This window comes from Pseudonocardia sp. (assembly GCF_035305885.1).
Classification (GTDB): domain Bacteria; phylum Actinomycetota; class Actinomycetes; order Mycobacteriales; family Pseudonocardiaceae; genus Pseudonocardia.
In genome coordinates, this window is sequence record NZ_DATGOP010000115.1 from 290420 (window position 1) to 304324 (window position 13905).

Sequence of the window (13905 nt, forward strand, 5' to 3'; positions counted from 1 at the left end):
CCGGAAGGTCGGGGGAGCCGGCACGGCCGCGCGGGGGTCGAGCGGTCAGCGACCGCCGGGCAGGTGCTTGCGGAAGTGCTCGTCGGCCGCGTCGACGGCCAGCGAGACCTGCTCGTCCTGGTCGTAGAAGTCGATCTGGGTGCCGCCGTCGGCCCACACGACCTCGGTCGGGCCCGCGGTCGCGTCGGCCACCGTGCGCAGGTTCTCCGGCAGCACGCAGCCGTCGCTGTGGACGAACAGGCCGGGGGCCCGCACGGCCGGGGCGGCCGACAGCCCGTCGAAGGTGAGCCAGTACAGCCACGACAGCTCGGCCATCTCGTTCACCCAGGTCGGGACGGCGCCGCGGGCCGGGGAGGCGTAGTAGTCCAGCTCGAGGAACATGCCCGCCTCCTCGTTGCCCGCGTCGTAGGCGGGCACGGTACGGACCTCGCCGGTGCGCTGGTAGAGCGCGAGCGCGTCGGCGGCCCGGTCGAGCCGCTTCGCCACGCCGTCGGCGCCGCCGTAGAACGGGGCGACGGTGGCCGCGTCGTGGAACCAGCCGGCCACGCTCGCGTAGGCGGTGATCGGCGCCCCGGCCGCGATCGCGCGCAGCACGTACTGGGCGCTCGCGCAGATGGCCAGGTACCCGAGCGCGCCGGGCCGTACGAACGACAGCGTGGATACCGCGCGCGCGGCCGCGACGATGTCGTCGATCTTGCGCGCGGGCAGCTCGGCCTGCCGCGGCGTGCCGTCGCTGGCACCGAAACCGGCGAAGTCGAACGTGAACACGGTGTAGCCACGGGCGGCGAGCCGGGCGGCGTACAGGTCGGCCATCTGCTCCTTGACCGTGAGCCACGAGCCGGTGACGAGCAGCGCGGGCTGCGGCTCGACGAGGTCTTCCGGCGTGCGGTGCAGCGTCGCGGCGAGCGTGGTGCCGCCGGTGAACAGCTGGAAGGGCCGTGGGGTGATCACGTCGGGATCATCGCTGGTCAACGTGCCTCCAAGGAGGGTCGGAACGTGCTGTCTTCGCCTCGGGAACCGGCCACCCGGTGGCCGCGTCCGGCGTCCGCCGAACCTATGGACGCGCGGGTTCGCGGGGGAAACAACGGATCGGTGTGGGGGCCACCGGTTCCGGTTGTCGGCACGGGCCGTGGGCTCAGGGCTTGCCGAGCAGGTTGCGGGCCACCGACTCCAGGTGGGTGCGCATGGTCGACTCGGCGAGCTCGGGGTTGCGGTCCCGCAGCGCGTCGACGATCGCGACGTGCTGGCGGTGGTAGAGCCGCCGGTGCTCGATGGTGTGGGTGCGCCGCTTGAGGCTGCCCCACACCGGCAGCTCGCGGGCGGTGTGCATGACGTCGCAGAGGTGCTCGAGCAGGCCGCTGTGCGTCGCGTGCGCGATCGCCCGGTGCAGCCTTTGGTCCCAGGTCTCGAGCAGGTCGGGGTCCTCGTCGACGAGCGCGTCGCCGAGCCCGTCGACGCACCGTGCGATCCGCTCCAGGTCGGACTGCGTCGCGTGCCGCGCCGCGAGCGCCGTGACCGGCGGCTCGATCAGCAGGCGCGCCTGGATGATCTCGGCGGGGCTGGTGTCGGTCGGGGCGCGCTTGACCGCCGTGCGGCCCTCCTCGGTGAGGAACGTGCCGCGCCCGACCTGCCGCACGACGAGGCCCTCGCGCTCCATGACGTCGAGGGCACGCCGGATCGCGCCGCGCGGCGCGGCGAGCCGCTCGACGAGGGCGCGTTCGGTGGGCAGCTTCGCGCCCGGGCCGAGCGTGCCGTCCGCGACGCCCTCCGCCACCAGGGCCCGCAGGGCCTGCTCCACGTTCAGCACGGATCAAGGGTAGCTCTTCGAACCAATCCGAACCAATAACGCGCACTCGGATCAGCGAAATCGCCTCTTCCGTCCCTTGTCTCCTGGCTGTATGGTTCCCGCTCGAGCGCTGATTGGTCCGAAATTGGTTCAGATTGGAGCGCCAATCCATGAAGCTGGTGAGCTTCACCACCGGGCGCGAGGAGCGCGTCGGGTTGCTCGACGCCGACCGGGAGACGATCCGCGACGTCACCGGTCTGCTCCCCGACGGCGCCGGCATGCTCGAGGTGATCGAGCGCTGGGACGAGCTGGGGCCCGCCCTCGCCCGGAACGCGTCCGCGCTCCCGGCCCGACCGCTCGCGGACGTGCGGCTGCTGGCGCCGATCCCGCGACCGCGGCGCAACGTCTGGTGCGTCGGCAAGAACTACCGCGCGCACGCCCTCGAGGTGGTGGGGACCGGCCTCGACGACGCGGGTGAGGCGGACGCGGTCCCGGAGCGGCCGGTGGTGTTCAGCAAGGCGACCACCGCGGTCGTCGGACCCGACGCCGAGATCGACCCGCACCGCGGCGTCACCGCGGAGCTCGACTACGAGGGCGAGCTCGCCGTCATCATCGGCCGCGGCGGGCGGGCGATCCCGGCCGAGCGCGCCTTCGACCACGTGTGGGGCTACACGATCCTCAACGACGTCACCGCCCGCGACCTGCAACGCGACCACCAGCAGTGGCTGCTCGGCAAGTCGCTCGACACCCACTGCCCGATGGGCCCGTGGGCGGTGACGGCCGACGAGGTCGACGACGTCGGCGCCCTCGAGCTGCGGACCGCCGTGAACGGCGAGACCCGCCAGTTCGCCCCGGTCAAGGACCTGGTCTTCGGGGTCGACGAGCTCGTGGCGACGATCTCGGCGGGCACCACCCTGCTGCCCGGCGACATCCTCGCCACCGGGACGCCCGCGGGCGTCGGCATGGGCTTCGACCCGCCGCGCTACCTCGCCCCGGGCGACGTGGTCGAGGTGTCGATCACCGGCCTCGGCATCCTGCGCAACCGGGTGGGCGGGGCGCGATGATCATCGAGCAGGAGTTCACGGTGGACGCGCCCCGGGACGCGGTGGCGGCGTTCTTCACCGACGTCCAGCGGGTCGCGGGGTGCGTGCCCGGGCTGGAGGGCGTCGAGGAGACCGGGCCGAACCAGTACTCGGCGCGGCTCGGCGTGCGGATGGGCCCGATCCGGGCGTCCTTCGGCGGGACGCTGCGCCTCGACCCGAGCGAGGCGCCCGCGCGGCTCGTCGCGGTGGGCGAGGGGCGCGACCGGGCCACCGGCAGCGTCGCGACGGTGCGGTTCACCGCCGACCTCACCGAGGTCGCGCCGTCGAGCACGCGGGTCACCGCGACCGCCGACGTCGCGCTGCGCGGCCGCATGGGCCAGTACGGCACCGGCGTGGTGCGCGCCGCGGCCGGCGAGCTGGTGCGCGAGTTCGCCGCCTGCGCCAACGCCACCCTCGCCGCCGAGGCCGTCCGCTCCGCCCCGGCCTCCCCCGAGCAGGCGGTGGCCGTCGCAGCTCCCCCTGCGGCGGCCACCGCCGGACCACGGCGCGGCCTGCTCGCGCTGCTCGTGCGGGCGCTGCTGCGGGCCGCCCGCGGCCGCCTCACCCGGCGGAAGGGAGGCGTGCGATGACCGCGCCGGTCGTGCGGGAACCGGGGTCGACCCGCGAGGCCTGCGCCTTGCTCGCCGCCGACCCGTGGGGCACCAAGGTCGTCTCCGGAGGCACCGCGCTGGTGCTGATGATGCGGCAGGGCCTGGTCGCGCCGCAGTCGCTCGTCGCGCTGTGGCGCATCCCCGGCCTCGCCGGGATCACCCGCGCCGGGGACGTGCTGCGGATCGGCGCGACCACGACCCTCGCCGAGGTCGCCGCCTCGCCGCTCGTCCGCTCGGTCGCGCCGAGCCTCGCCCACGCCTGCTCGGTGGTGGGCAACCCGAGGATCCGCAACGTCGCGACGCTCGGCGGCAACCTGGCCGAGGCCGACTACGCCTCCGACCCGCCTGCGGCGCTGGCGTCCCTCGGCGCCCGCTGCCACGCGACCGGGCCGGACGGCACCCGGGAGATCCCGGTGCGCGACCTCGTCACCGGCTTCTACGAGACCGTGCTCGACCACGCCGAGCTCATCACCCACGTCGACGTCCCGATCGCCGGGCCCGGGCGGCGCGCCACGTACCTCAAGTACCGCACCCGCTCGTCGGAGGACCGCCCGTGCGTCGGCGTCGCCGCCCGCCTCGACGCCGACGAGCGGGGCCGGGTGCGCGAGCTGGACGTCGTCGTCGCCGCGGTCGCGCCGACGCTGCACCGGGTGCCCGCCGCGCTGGACGCCGCCGCGGGCCGCGCCGTCGACGACGCGCTGGCCGGCGAGGTCGCACGGTCCTACGCGGAGGCCGTCGAGCCGCTGGAGGACGCCCGCGGCTCGGCCTGGTACCGCCGCCGGATGGTCGAGGTCCTCGTGCGGCGGGCGGTGCAGCGGTTCACGGCGCCGGAGGAGGTGGTTCGCAGTGCCTGAGGTCGGATCCGACCGCCGCATGCACGACGCGGAGGAGCGGGTCGTCGGGACCGTCCCGTTCGTGCTCGACGTCCGCGTCGACGGCATGGCGCACGCCAAGGCCGTGCGCAGCCCGTTCCCGCACGCGCGGATCAGGTCGGTGCGCACCGACGACGCGCTGGCGGTGCCCGGCGTCCTGCTGGTGCTGACCGGCGCCGACCTGGACGCCGACCCGGAGGTGAACCCCTACTACGGCAGCCCGCGGCCCGACCAGCCCGCGCTCGCGATCGGCAAGGCCCGGTACGCGGGCGAGCCGGTCGCGGTCGTCGTCGCCGAGACCGCGGCCGCGGCCGCCGCCGCGGCGCCGCTCGTGGAGGTCGACTACGAGGAGCTGCCCCACGTCGTCGACGCGAACGAGGCGGCCCGGCCGGGCGCGCCGGTGGTCCACGACGCGTGGCCGGACAACGGCTGCGGGTCGTGGCGGGTGCGCCACGGCGACCCGGACGCGGCGCTGGCGTCCGCCGACCGCGTCTACACCGGCGTCTACCACTCGCCGTCGGCCAGCCACGTCCCGATGGAGCCGATGGTCTGCATCGCCGACTGGACCGGCGGCGGGCTCGAGGTCTGGAGCGCCACGCAGGCCCCGCACGCGGTGCGGGAGGCGCTGGAGAAGATGTTCGCCGTCCCACCCGGTGGGGTGCGTGTGCGCACGCTCAACGTGGGCGGCGGGTACGGCGCGAAGACCCAGGTGAAGATCGAGCCGTTGGTGGCGTGCGCCGCCCGCGCGGCCGGCCGCCCGGTGCGCATGGAGCTGGCCCGCGACGAGGTGTTCCTCACCGCGGCCAAGCACGCCGCGACCGTCGAGCTGACCACCGGGGTGCGCGACGACGGCACGATCGTGGCCCGCCGGGTCAAGGTCAACTACAACGCCGGCGCCTATGCGCTCTCCAGCCCCATCGCCTCCGGGCAGGGCTTGACCCGGGCCAACGGCCCGTACACGATCCCGAACGTCGCCATCGAGTCGGTCGCGACCTACACCAACACCGTCCCCAGCTGCCCGTTCCGCGGCGCGATGACCTCGCAGCTGGCGTTCGCCTACGAGTCGCAGCTCGACGACATCGCCGCCGACCTCGGTATGGACCCGCTCGAGCTGCGGCGCAAGAACCTGCTGCGCGACGGGGAGGTCTACCCGACGGGCGAGGTCATGCACGACCTGCACTACGACGAGCTGCTCGACGACCTCGAGCGCGCGATCGACTGGGGCGGCCCGCCCGAGCCGGCGCCTCCGGGCAAGGCCCGGGGCAAGGGCATCGCGATCATGCTCAAGAACACCCTCACCCCCACCCGGTCGGAGGCCCGGCTGCGGCTGGTCCCCGACGGGCGGGTGCACCTCGACTCGAGCACGGTCGAGCTGGGCCAGGGCTCCCACCCGACCCTGCTCCAGCTCACCGCCGACCACCTCGGGATCTCCGCGGACCGGCTGGTCCGCGGCTTCCCCGACACCGCGCACACCCCGTACGACACCACCACCAGCTCCAGCCGCAGCACCCACGCCATGGGCACCGCGCTGGAGCGGGCGGCGGCGGACCTCAAGCGCCGCCTGCGGGCGCTCGCGGCCGACCACTGGGGGGTGCCGGCCGAGGAGGTCGAGGTCGCCGACGGCCACGTCGCCCACCCCGGGACGGGCGAGCGGCTGCCCTGGGAGGGCCTGCTGGCCGCGACCGGGACCGGCGAGGTCGTCGGTGAGGGCGTGTTCGCCCCTGACTTCGGCCTGACGCTGCTGGAGGACCCGCACGACGTGCGGGGCCGGGTCACCGTGCACTGGCACCAGGGCGGGGCGGCCGCCGAGGTCGAGGTCGACCTGGAGACCGGGCGCGTCGAGGTGCTGCGGATGCACGCCAACTGCTACGCCGGGCGGGTGGTGAGCCCGCTGCGGGTGCGCCAGCAGAACCAGGGCTGCGCCGTGTTCGGCCTCGGCCCCACGCTGTTCGAGGAGCTGCACTACCAGGACGGAACGCTCACCAACCCGAACCTGTCCGACTACATGATCCCGTCGATCCTCGACGTGCCCGCGGTGATCACCAGCTCGGCGCTCGAGGCCGGCGACGAATCCGCCGAGCTGCACGGCGTCGGCGAGATGGCGTTGCCCGCCGTGGCTCCCGCGGTCGCCAACGCCCTCTTCGCCGCGACCGGCACCCGCATCGACCGCCTACCGCTGACCCCGGAGCGCGTGCTGCGCGCGCTCGGCGAGCACGACCCGGTGAAGGAGGAGACCGGATGACGGCCGAACCCGAGGTGGCCGACGCGGTGCCGTCCGGCAGCACCCGGACGGTGACCCTGCGGCTCAACGGCGAGACCCGCACCGTCGAGATCGACCAGGCGGCCACGCTGCTGCAGGTGCTGCGCGACCAGCTGGGCATCACCAGCGCCCGCAGCGCCTGCGGCATCGGGGTGTGCGGTGCGTGCACCGTGCTCGTCGACGGCAAGGTGACCAGCTCGTGCATCATGCTCGCCGCCCAGGCCCACGACCGGGAGATCACCACCGGCGAGGGGCTGCGCCTGCCGTCCGGCGAGCTGTCGGCGGTGCAACGGGCGTTCGTCGATCGCGGCGCCTACCAGTGCTCGTTCTGCATCCCGGCCATGGTCCTGACCGTGCACGCCGCGCTGCAGGACCCCGAGGCGGGGCGTGACGTCGAGTCGGTCCGCGAGTACCTCGCGGGCAACCTGTGCCGCTGCGGCACCTATCCCACGATCCTCGAGGCGGTCGCCGACCTGGTCGGGGCCGAGCCCGCCGACGGAGGTGCGGCATGACCACGGACACCACCGGAACCGTCGTGCAACCCAAGATCCGGCTCTCCGGCATCGAGAAGACGTTCCGCTGGACCCGCCGCGGCCGCCAGGAGGTCGTCCCCGCCCTCGGCGGCGTCGACTTCGACATCCGCCCCGACGAGTTCCTCTCGGTCATCGGGCCGAGCGGTTGCGGGAAGACGACGCTGCTGCGGATCATCGCGGGCCTCGAGGCCGCGGACGCGGGCGCCGTGCGCATCGACGGTCGGGAGGTCACCGGCCCGGGCCCGGAGCGCGCCATGGTGTTCCAGGCGTTCGGGCTCTTCCCGTGGAAGACCGTCCTGGACAACGTCATGTTCCCGCTGACGATCCGGAAGGTGCCCGCCGCCGAGGCCGCCGAGCGCGCCCGTGAGCAGCTGCGCCGGGTCGGGCTGGAACGGTTCGCCACGAGCCACCCGCACCAGCTCTCCGGCGGGATGCAGCAGCGGGTCGGGATCGCCCGGGCCCTCGCGACCGACCCGGAGATCCTGCTCATGGACGAGCCGTTCGGCGCGATCGACGCCCAGACCCGCGAGTACATGCAGGAAGAGCTCATGCGGATCTGGGCCGAGACCCGCAAGACGGTCGTGTTCATCACCCACGACCTCGACGAGGCGGTGCTGCTCGCCGACCGGATCCTGGTGCTGTCGCGCGGCCCCGGGCAGGTGCGCCGGGTCGTCGACGTCGACCTGCCGCGCCCCCGGTGGGAGTACGACGTGCGGGCCCACCCGGCGTTCGCCGCGGTCCGCAACGAGATCTGGCAGCTGCTGCGCGACGACCTGCGCGCGCAGACCGAGCAGGAGATCTCCGGTGGCCGGTGACGTCGCCGCGGCCCGGCTCGCCGGGGCGCGGCGGGCCCCCGTGGCGGGCCACCTGGTCGCCGCCGTCGTCGTGTTCGGCAGCTGGGAGCTCTACGGCAGGCTGGGCAACCCGCTGCTGCTCCCGCCTGTGTCCGACGTCCTCGTGGGGCTCGTCGAGATCACGGTGAACGGGGCGCTGCCTGCGGCGTTGTTCTCCAGCCTCCAGCTGCTCGCGCTGGGGTTCGGCACCTCGCTGGTCGCGGGCACCCTGCTCGGGATCCTGATCGGGCGCTACGAGCTCGCCCACCGCGTGTTCGGGCCGTTCCTGAACGCCCTGTACGCCACGCCCGACATCGCCCTGCTCCCGCTGATCCTGCTGTGGTTCGGGTTCGGGATGCCGGGCCGGGTCGTCGTGGTGTTCCTCGCGGCGTTCTTCCCGATCATGATCAACACCTATGCCGGGGTGCGCGACGCGCCCCGGGACCTGCTCGAGGTCGCGGCCTCCTTCGGGGTGAGCTCGGAGGTCGCGCGGCTGCGCCGGGTCGTCCTGCCCGCCGCGCTCCCGTTGATCATGGCCGGGTACCGGCTCGGCATCGGGCGCGCCGTCGTCGGCATGGCCGTGGCGGAGGTGTACCTGCGCCTCGGCGGGATCGGCGCGCTGATCGTGCAGTACGGCGCCGCCATGCGCACCGACCTGCTGCTCGCGGCCATCCTGCCGCTCCCGCTGCTCGGCATCGCCCTCACCAAGGTCTTCGAACGCATCGAGAACCGCTTCCAGTACTGGCGTCACTCCTGACCGCTTCCCCATCCACGCGCTGCTCGACGAGGAGCTGACACATGACCGCGTCCCCCTCACCCACCCCGTCCGCCCGCTCCCGCGCCCGCCGGTGGGCGCTGCTGGGCGCCGCCGCGCTGCTCGCCTCCGCCTGCGCGGGCGGGGCGGCCCAGAGCCCGCCCGTCCCGGCGGGCGGCGCCCCGGGTGGAGCGTCCGGCGGCGGCCTGCAGGCGTTCGACCAGAACGCCGTGCCCGCCACCGGCGTCCAGGGCGGCCCGACCTTCGACCTGTCGGGTGTGCGCGTCGTCGCGACGACGCCCGCGCCCGGCGCCATCAACATGGGCACCTTCTTCGCCTACAAGCGCCTCGAGGAGTGGGGCGCCGACGTCGAGGTCGTGGTGATCACCACGACCAGCGGCGTGCAGACGATCGTCGCGGGCGGGGCCGACATCGCCTCGCAGGGCACCGACGAGGTGGTCCTCGGCGCCGCGGAGGGGGCGCGCATGGTGTCCATCGGCGCCCCGTACACCGCCGTCGACTACGTGCTGGTGGCCCGCAACGACATCACCGACCTGGCCGCGCTGCGCGACCGCGTCGTCGGGATGTCCGGCCCGTCGGGGTTCGACGCGCTGCTCACCCGGCTGACGCTCGAGCAGAACGGGATGAACCCCGAAGGCGACGTTCGCTTCGTCCAGATCGGCGGGAGCCCCGACCGTGCCGCCGCCCTGCTGAGCGGCCAGGTCGACGCCGCCACGATCTTCATGGAGGACTGGGAGGAGCTCAGTCGGCGCACCGACCAGCTGCGGCTCGTGCACTACATGGCCGACACGGTGCCCGGGATCCCCTCGGCGGCCTTCTTCGCCGAGGAGAGCTACTGGGCCGAGAACCGCGAGGTCGCGCTCGCCCTGGCCTGCGCGAACCTCCAGGCCAACGAGTGGATCAACAGCAGCGAGGACGGGTTCGTCGACTGGGTGCTGCGGGTGGTCCCCGGCTCCACCGAGGAGGCGGCGCGGGCGATCTACCGGTCGGGCCGCGAGGTCGACATGTGGCCGACCGACCCCGAGCGGATCCTCTCCGTCGACGGGCTCGGCGGGCTCGTCGACGCCATGATGCAGACCGGCGAGATCAGCACCCGGGTCGACCCGGCGACCATCGCCGACCCCACCTTCCTGCGTGAGGCGGCGGACATGGGTTGCGGGCAGGGGTCGCGGTCATGACCGCCCCCGTCCAGGAGCGCCCCGCGGCGGCCGCGTCGCGGGGCGCCGCCCCCGCCGCCCTGCTCAACGCCGGGCTGCCGGTGGTCGCCTTCGTGGTGTTCCTCGCCGTCTGGGAGGTGGCGGGGCGGCTGGTGAACCCCGTGCTGTTCGCGCCGCCGAGCCGGGTCGCCGAGGCCTTCGGGGAGCTGACCGCGAACGGCCGCCTGCCCCAGGCCGTGCTCGTCACGCTCCAGTCGCTCGGGCTCGGGTTCCTGCTCGCCCTGGTCAGCGGGCTCGCGATCGGGGTGGTGCTCGGCCTCTACCCGAGGCTCGCACGCGTCGTCGAGCCCTATATCGACGCGATCTACGCGACGCCCCGGGTGGTGCTGATCCCGCTCGTGATCCTCTGGTTCGGCGTCGGGTTCTGGGGGCGGCTGTTCATCATCTGGATCGGCGGCGTCGTCCCGATCATCATCAACACCGCCATCGGGGTACGCAACGCCCGCCGGGACCTCATCGAGGTGGCCCGCTCGTTCGGCGCCACCGAGCGCCAGACCGTCCGCCACGTGATCCTGCCCGGGGCCGTGCCCTACGTGCTCGCGGGCCTGCGGATCGCGGCGGGCAGGCTCCTGCTCGGCGTCGTCATCGCCGAGGTGTTCCTCGACCTCACCGGGGTCGGCGGGCTCATCCAGACCGAGGCGCAGTACTTCCGCGCGGACAACATGCTGGTCGGCGTCATCGTGCTGGCCCTGCTCGGGGTCGTCATGATCGCGGCGTTCGACCTGCTGGAGCGCGCGTTCTCCGGCTGGAAGGACGCGGGACGCGGATGAGCGACCACCACGACCCGCGCGAGCTGGTGAGCCTCGGCTGCCGCGTGCTCGACCTCATGGGCCAGTCCGACCTGGCCTGGGGCCACGTCTCGGTGCGCGACCCGGACGGCCGCGGCGTGTGGATCAAGGCCCGCGGGCTCGGCTTCGACGAGGTGGGGCCGAACGACGTCGTCCTCGTCGACCGCGCGGGCCGGGTCCTCGACGGGACGGGCGGGGTGCACGCCGAGTACCCGATCCACACCGAGGTCCTCGCGGCGCGCCCGGACGCCGCGGCGGTCGTGCACACGCACCCGGAGGCCGCGGTGGCGTTCGGGGCGACCGACCTGCCGCTGCGGCCGATCGGGCACGAAGGCGCGCTGTTCTCCCCGCCGTCGCCGCCGCGGTTCACCGCGACCAGCGACCTGATAACCACCCCCGAGCTGGGGGCCGCGGTCGCGGCGGCGCTCGGCGGGCACAACGCGTTGCTGCTGGTCAACCACGGCGTCGTGACCGTGGGCGGGGACCTGCCGACCGCCGTGCTCGGTGCGGTCTTCCTCGAGAAGGCCTGCCGGACCCAGCTCGCCGCGGCCGCGACCGGGCGGCCGCTGACCTGGTCGAGCGACGAGGAGGCGCGGGCGAAGCGCGACTCCGTGTTCGGGCCGGGGCAGGTCGCCGGGGCGTGGCGGTACCTGCTGCGGCGGCTGGGCGCACAAGGTCGCTTCTGAGTACTCACATGTGAGTGGTTTACTGGCCGCGTGAACCCCACGAGGCTCTTCGTGCTGAGCGCGCTCGCCAAGCGCGGGCCGATGTACGGCCACCAGATCCGGCGCGACGCCCGCGTGGACCGGGCCGAGCTCTGGTCGGACGTGCGCCCCGGCTCGCTCTACGGGGCCCTGCACCGGATGGAGGACGAGGGCCTGGTCCGCGCGTTGCGCACCGAGCAGGAGGGGCGGCTGCCCGCCCGCACGGTCTACGAGATCACCGACGAGGGCCGCCGCGAGCTGGCCGCGCTGCAGGCGGAGGCGTTCGAGGAGGTCCGGTTCCCGCCCGACCCGGTCGACCTCGCGCTCGCCACCGCCTCCGATCTCGACGAGGCGACGATGCGCGGCCACCTGGAGGACCGCGTCCGCGACCTCACCGCGCGGCTGTCGCGGCTCGACCACCTCGGCGAGCGCCGCTGGCCCGACCAGACCCCCGCCGACGACCTCGTGCTCGAGCACGCCCGCCTGCGCCTGCGGGCCGAGCTGGACTGGCACGCGCTCGTGCTCGACCAGCTGGGCAAGCTGGGGGTGGGGTCGTGACGGTCCGGGAGCTGCGCCTGATCGGGGACCCGGTGCTGCGCACGCCCTGCGCGCCGGTCACCTCGTTCGACGAGCGGCTGGCCGCCCTGGTCGAGGACCTCATGGACACGGTCTCGCTGCCCGGGCGGGCCGGGCTCGCCGCCAACCAGATCGGGGTGTCGCTCGCCGCGTTCTCCTACGACGTCGACGGCGCGCGCGGGTACGTGGTCAACCCGCGGCTGGTCGCCACCGACGGCGAGTACGACGGGGAGGAGGGGTGCCTGTCGGTGCCCGGGGTGTCCGCGCCGCGGCTGCGGGCGGCCTACGCGCGGGTGGAGGGCGTCGACGTGCACGGGCGGCCGGTCGTCGTCGAGGGCACCGGCGAGCTCGCTCGCTGCCTGCAGCACGAGACCGACCACCTGCGCGGCGAGCTGTACATCGACGGGCTCACCGGGGAGCGGCGCCGGGCCGTGATGCGGCAGCTGCGGGAGCGACAGCTCCTCGGCTAGCCCTCGACGTCGACCGCCACCACGCGGGCCCGGACCGTGGGCACCGGGTGCAGCAGCGCGAACGCGTCGGCCGGGCGCTCGGTGGCGAGCACGCAGTGCGGCAGCCACGTCCCCGGCAGGTACGCCGCGACCGGGGAACGGACGCGGCCCGCCAGCGCGTCGTGCACCGCGCTGTGGACGGCGAGCAGCTCGGCGTCGACCACGGCGGCGAGCACGAGCTCGTCGGGCCGCCCGGCGACGGTCCCGAGCGTCTCCAGCCAGATCGACGGCAGCGCCAGCATCCCCACCTCCGCGGCGAGGGCTTCCCGGGCCGCCTGCGGGATCGCCCCGGCCGCCGCCGCGATCACCGACGGCGCCCCGGCCGGCGTCGTGATGCCGTGCTCGGCCAGCCGCCCGCGCAGCGCCGTCAGTTCGGCGCACGCGGCGTCGTCGAGCCGGAACACGACCGTCTGCGCCATCAGGCCGGGAGCGCGAAGCGGCCGTCGTCGAGCTGTTCGGCGAGCCCGTCGACGAGCAGGGAGTCGAGGCAGCGGTCGCGCTGGGCCGCGTCGTCCCATGCCGCGTCGAGGGCGGCGCGCTCCACGGGGCCGTCGGCGTTGCGCAGGACGTCGAGCAGACGGCCGCGGACCTGCCGGTCGGTGCCGGCGAAGCCCTGCACCGGACGGCGCGGGCCCGTGTACTCCGGGCGGCCCGCCGCCCGCCACGCGCACACCTCGCGCACCGGGCACACCCCGCAGCGCGGGGAGCGTGCCGTGCAGACGACGGCGCCCAGTTCCATCAGTCCGGCCGAGACCACCGCGGCGGAGCCGTCGTCGGGCGGGAGCAGCGCGTCGACGTCGGCGAGGTCGGCCGCGGTGCGCGCCGGGCCCGCGTCGCCGCGGCCGTGCACCGCGCGGGCGACGACGCGCCGGACGTTCGTGTCGACCACCGGGCAGCGCCGCCCGTAGCCGAACGCCGCCACCGCCCGCGCCGTGTACGACCCGACCCCGGGCAGCGCCTCGAGGGCCTCGATCTCGGACGGGACGACGTCGCCGTGCTCGCGCGCGATCACCCCGGCGGTCTCGTGCAGGCGCAGCGCCCGGCGGGGGTAACCGAGCTTGCCCCACGCGCGCAGCACCTCGGCCCGGGACGCCGCGGCCATCGCCGAGGGCTTCGGCCAGCGCGCCATCCACTCCGTCCACACCGGTTCGACCCGCGACACCGGGGTCTGCTGGAGCATGAACTCGCTGACGAGCACCCCCCACGGGGTGGTACCCGGTCGGCGCCACGGCAGGTCGCGCGCCGCAGCGGGGAACCAGTCGAGCACGAGCGCGGCCATCGACACGGCTGACGATCGTGCCACCGCTCCCCGGACGGGTCGCAGCAGCCCGAAAGATCGACAACCGCTCGGGTGCTTCC

The 13905-nt window shown here is 74.5% G+C and carries 16 protein-coding genes; 12 read left to right on the forward strand and 4 right to left on the reverse strand.

Annotated elements, in window-relative coordinates; translation table 11 throughout:
• Positions 1–45 precede the first annotated feature (45 nt).
• Together VKZ81_RS25990 and VKZ81_RS25995 are read right to left on the reverse strand one after the other, a co-directional pair.
• Positions 46–951 carry an alpha/beta hydrolase gene (locus VKZ81_RS25990; protein WP_324244308.1) on the reverse strand — a complete coding sequence of 302 codons (906 nt, stop codon included), beginning with the start codon at positions 949–951 and terminating at the stop codon, positions 46–48.
• A 184-nt stretch (positions 952–1135) separates the two neighbouring features.
• Positions 1136–1807 carry a FadR/GntR family transcriptional regulator gene (locus tag VKZ81_RS25995; protein ID WP_324244309.1) on the reverse strand — a complete coding sequence of 224 codons (672 nt, stop codon included), beginning with the start codon at positions 1805–1807 and terminating at the stop codon, positions 1136–1138.
• A gap of 149 nt (positions 1808–1956) precedes the next feature.
• On the opposite strand from VKZ81_RS25995, the gene VKZ81_RS26000 reads away from it, so the two are divergent.
• Genes VKZ81_RS26000 through VKZ81_RS26055 form a run of 12 tightly spaced genes read left to right on the forward strand, consistent with a single transcriptional unit; the run spans position 1957 to position 12507 of the window.
• The gene (locus VKZ81_RS26000) at positions 1957–2850 is read left to right on the forward strand and encodes a fumarylacetoacetate hydrolase family protein (protein WP_324244310.1); all 894 of its coding nucleotides are present in this window, start codon (positions 1957–1959) and stop codon (positions 2848–2850) included.
• Positions 2847–3458 carry an SRPBCC family protein gene (locus VKZ81_RS26005; RefSeq protein WP_324244311.1) on the forward strand — a complete coding sequence of 204 codons (612 nt, stop codon included), beginning with the start codon at positions 2847–2849 and terminating at the stop codon, positions 3456–3458. Before VKZ81_RS26000 ends, VKZ81_RS26005 begins: the two co-directional genes overlap by 4 nt.
• The gene (locus VKZ81_RS26010) at positions 3455–4333 is read left to right on the forward strand and encodes an FAD binding domain-containing protein (protein WP_324244312.1); all 879 of its coding nucleotides are present in this window, start codon (positions 3455–3457) and stop codon (positions 4331–4333) included. The genes VKZ81_RS26005 and VKZ81_RS26010 overlap by 4 nt, the downstream gene beginning before the upstream one ends.
• A complete protein-coding gene (locus tag VKZ81_RS26015) occupies positions 4326–6593 on the forward strand; it encodes a xanthine dehydrogenase family protein molybdopterin-binding subunit (RefSeq protein ID WP_324244313.1) in 2268 nt (755 codons plus the stop codon). The genes VKZ81_RS26010 and VKZ81_RS26015 overlap by 8 nt, the downstream gene beginning before the upstream one ends.
• On the forward strand, positions 6590–7123 hold the full coding sequence (locus VKZ81_RS26020; RefSeq protein WP_324244314.1) for a (2Fe-2S)-binding protein: 534 nt from the start codon (positions 6590–6592) through the stop codon (positions 7121–7123). The genes VKZ81_RS26015 and VKZ81_RS26020 overlap by 4 nt, the downstream gene beginning before the upstream one ends.
• The gene (locus VKZ81_RS26025) at positions 7120–7959 is read left to right on the forward strand and encodes an ABC transporter ATP-binding protein (protein ID WP_324244315.1); all 840 of its coding nucleotides are present in this window, start codon (positions 7120–7122) and stop codon (positions 7957–7959) included. The genes VKZ81_RS26020 and VKZ81_RS26025 overlap by 4 nt, the downstream gene beginning before the upstream one ends.
• On the forward strand, positions 7949–8734 hold the full coding sequence (locus VKZ81_RS26030) for an ABC transporter permease (RefSeq protein ID WP_324244316.1): 786 nt from the start codon (positions 7949–7951) through the stop codon (positions 8732–8734). The genes VKZ81_RS26025 and VKZ81_RS26030 overlap by 11 nt, the downstream gene beginning before the upstream one ends.
• A gap of 41 nt (positions 8735–8775) precedes the next feature.
• On the forward strand, positions 8776–9930 hold the full coding sequence (locus VKZ81_RS26035; protein ID WP_324244317.1) for an ABC transporter substrate-binding protein: 1155 nt from the start codon (positions 8776–8778) through the stop codon (positions 9928–9930).
• Positions 9927–10739 (forward strand): ABC transporter permease, encoded by an 813-nt coding sequence (locus tag VKZ81_RS26040; protein ID WP_324244318.1) that lies wholly within the window; start codon positions 9927–9929, stop codon positions 10737–10739. Before VKZ81_RS26035 ends, VKZ81_RS26040 begins: the two co-directional genes overlap by 4 nt.
• Positions 10736–11443 carry a class II aldolase/adducin family protein gene (locus tag VKZ81_RS26045; RefSeq protein WP_324244319.1) on the forward strand — a complete coding sequence of 236 codons (708 nt, stop codon included), beginning with the start codon at positions 10736–10738 and terminating at the stop codon, positions 11441–11443. The genes VKZ81_RS26040 and VKZ81_RS26045 overlap by 4 nt, the downstream gene beginning before the upstream one ends.
• A 30-nt stretch (positions 11444–11473) precedes the next feature.
• Positions 11474–12019 (forward strand): PadR family transcriptional regulator, encoded by a 546-nt coding sequence (locus VKZ81_RS26050; protein ID WP_324244320.1) that lies wholly within the window; start codon positions 11474–11476, stop codon positions 12017–12019.
• Positions 12016–12507 carry a peptide deformylase gene (locus tag VKZ81_RS26055; RefSeq protein ID WP_324244321.1) on the forward strand — a complete coding sequence of 164 codons (492 nt, stop codon included), beginning with the start codon at positions 12016–12018 and terminating at the stop codon, positions 12505–12507. The genes VKZ81_RS26050 and VKZ81_RS26055 overlap by 4 nt, the downstream gene beginning before the upstream one ends.
• On the opposite strand, the gene VKZ81_RS26060 is transcribed toward VKZ81_RS26055, so the two are convergent.
• Together VKZ81_RS26060 and VKZ81_RS26065 are read right to left on the reverse strand one after the other, a co-directional pair.
• Complete coding sequence (locus VKZ81_RS26060; RefSeq protein ID WP_324244322.1) at positions 12504–12965, reverse strand: 2'-5' RNA ligase family protein; 462 nt, start codon at positions 12963–12965, stop codon at positions 12504–12506. The two genes, VKZ81_RS26055 and VKZ81_RS26060, sit on opposite strands and share 4 nt — an antisense overlap.
• A complete protein-coding gene (locus VKZ81_RS26065) occupies positions 12965–13825 on the reverse strand; it encodes an A/G-specific adenine glycosylase (protein WP_324244358.1) in 861 nt (286 codons plus the stop codon). The genes VKZ81_RS26060 and VKZ81_RS26065 overlap by 1 nt, the downstream gene beginning before the upstream one ends.
• Positions 13826–13905 lie beyond the last annotated feature (80 nt).

What these genes read in the sequence shown, in the direction of transcription:
- VKZ81_RS26005 (WP_324244311.1), top strand. Translation starts at nt 2,847, where the DNA reads ATGATCATCGAGCAGGAGTTCACGGTGGACGCGCCCCGGGACGCGGTG.
- VKZ81_RS26025 (WP_324244315.1), top strand. Translation starts at nt 7,120, where the DNA reads ATGACCACGGACACCACCGGAACCGTCGTGCAACCCAAGATCCGGCTC.
- VKZ81_RS26040 (WP_324244318.1), top strand. Translation starts at nt 9,927, where the DNA reads ATGACCGCCCCCGTCCAGGAGCGCCCCGCGGCGGCCGCGTCGCGGGGC.
- VKZ81_RS26020 (WP_324244314.1), top strand. Translation starts at nt 6,590, where the DNA reads ATGACGGCCGAACCCGAGGTGGCCGACGCGGTGCCGTCCGGCAGCACC.
- VKZ81_RS26000 (WP_324244310.1), top strand. Translation starts at nt 1,957, where the DNA reads ATGAAGCTGGTGAGCTTCACCACCGGGCGCGAGGAGCGCGTCGGGTTG.
- VKZ81_RS26045 (WP_324244319.1), top strand. Translation starts at nt 10,736, where the DNA reads ATGAGCGACCACCACGACCCGCGCGAGCTGGTGAGCCTCGGCTGCCGC.
- VKZ81_RS26010 (WP_324244312.1), top strand. Translation starts at nt 3,455, where the DNA reads ATGACCGCGCCGGTCGTGCGGGAACCGGGGTCGACCCGCGAGGCCTGC.
- VKZ81_RS26060 (WP_324244322.1), bottom strand. Translation starts at nt 12,965, where the DNA reads ATGGCGCAGACGGTCGTGTTCCGGCTCGACGACGCCGCGTGCGCCGAA.
- VKZ81_RS26035 (WP_324244317.1), top strand. Translation starts at nt 8,776, where the DNA reads ATGACCGCGTCCCCCTCACCCACCCCGTCCGCCCGCTCCCGCGCCCGC.
- VKZ81_RS26065 (WP_324244358.1), bottom strand. Translation starts at nt 13,825, where the DNA reads ATGGCCGCGCTCGTGCTCGACTGGTTCCCCGCTGCGGCGCGCGACCTG.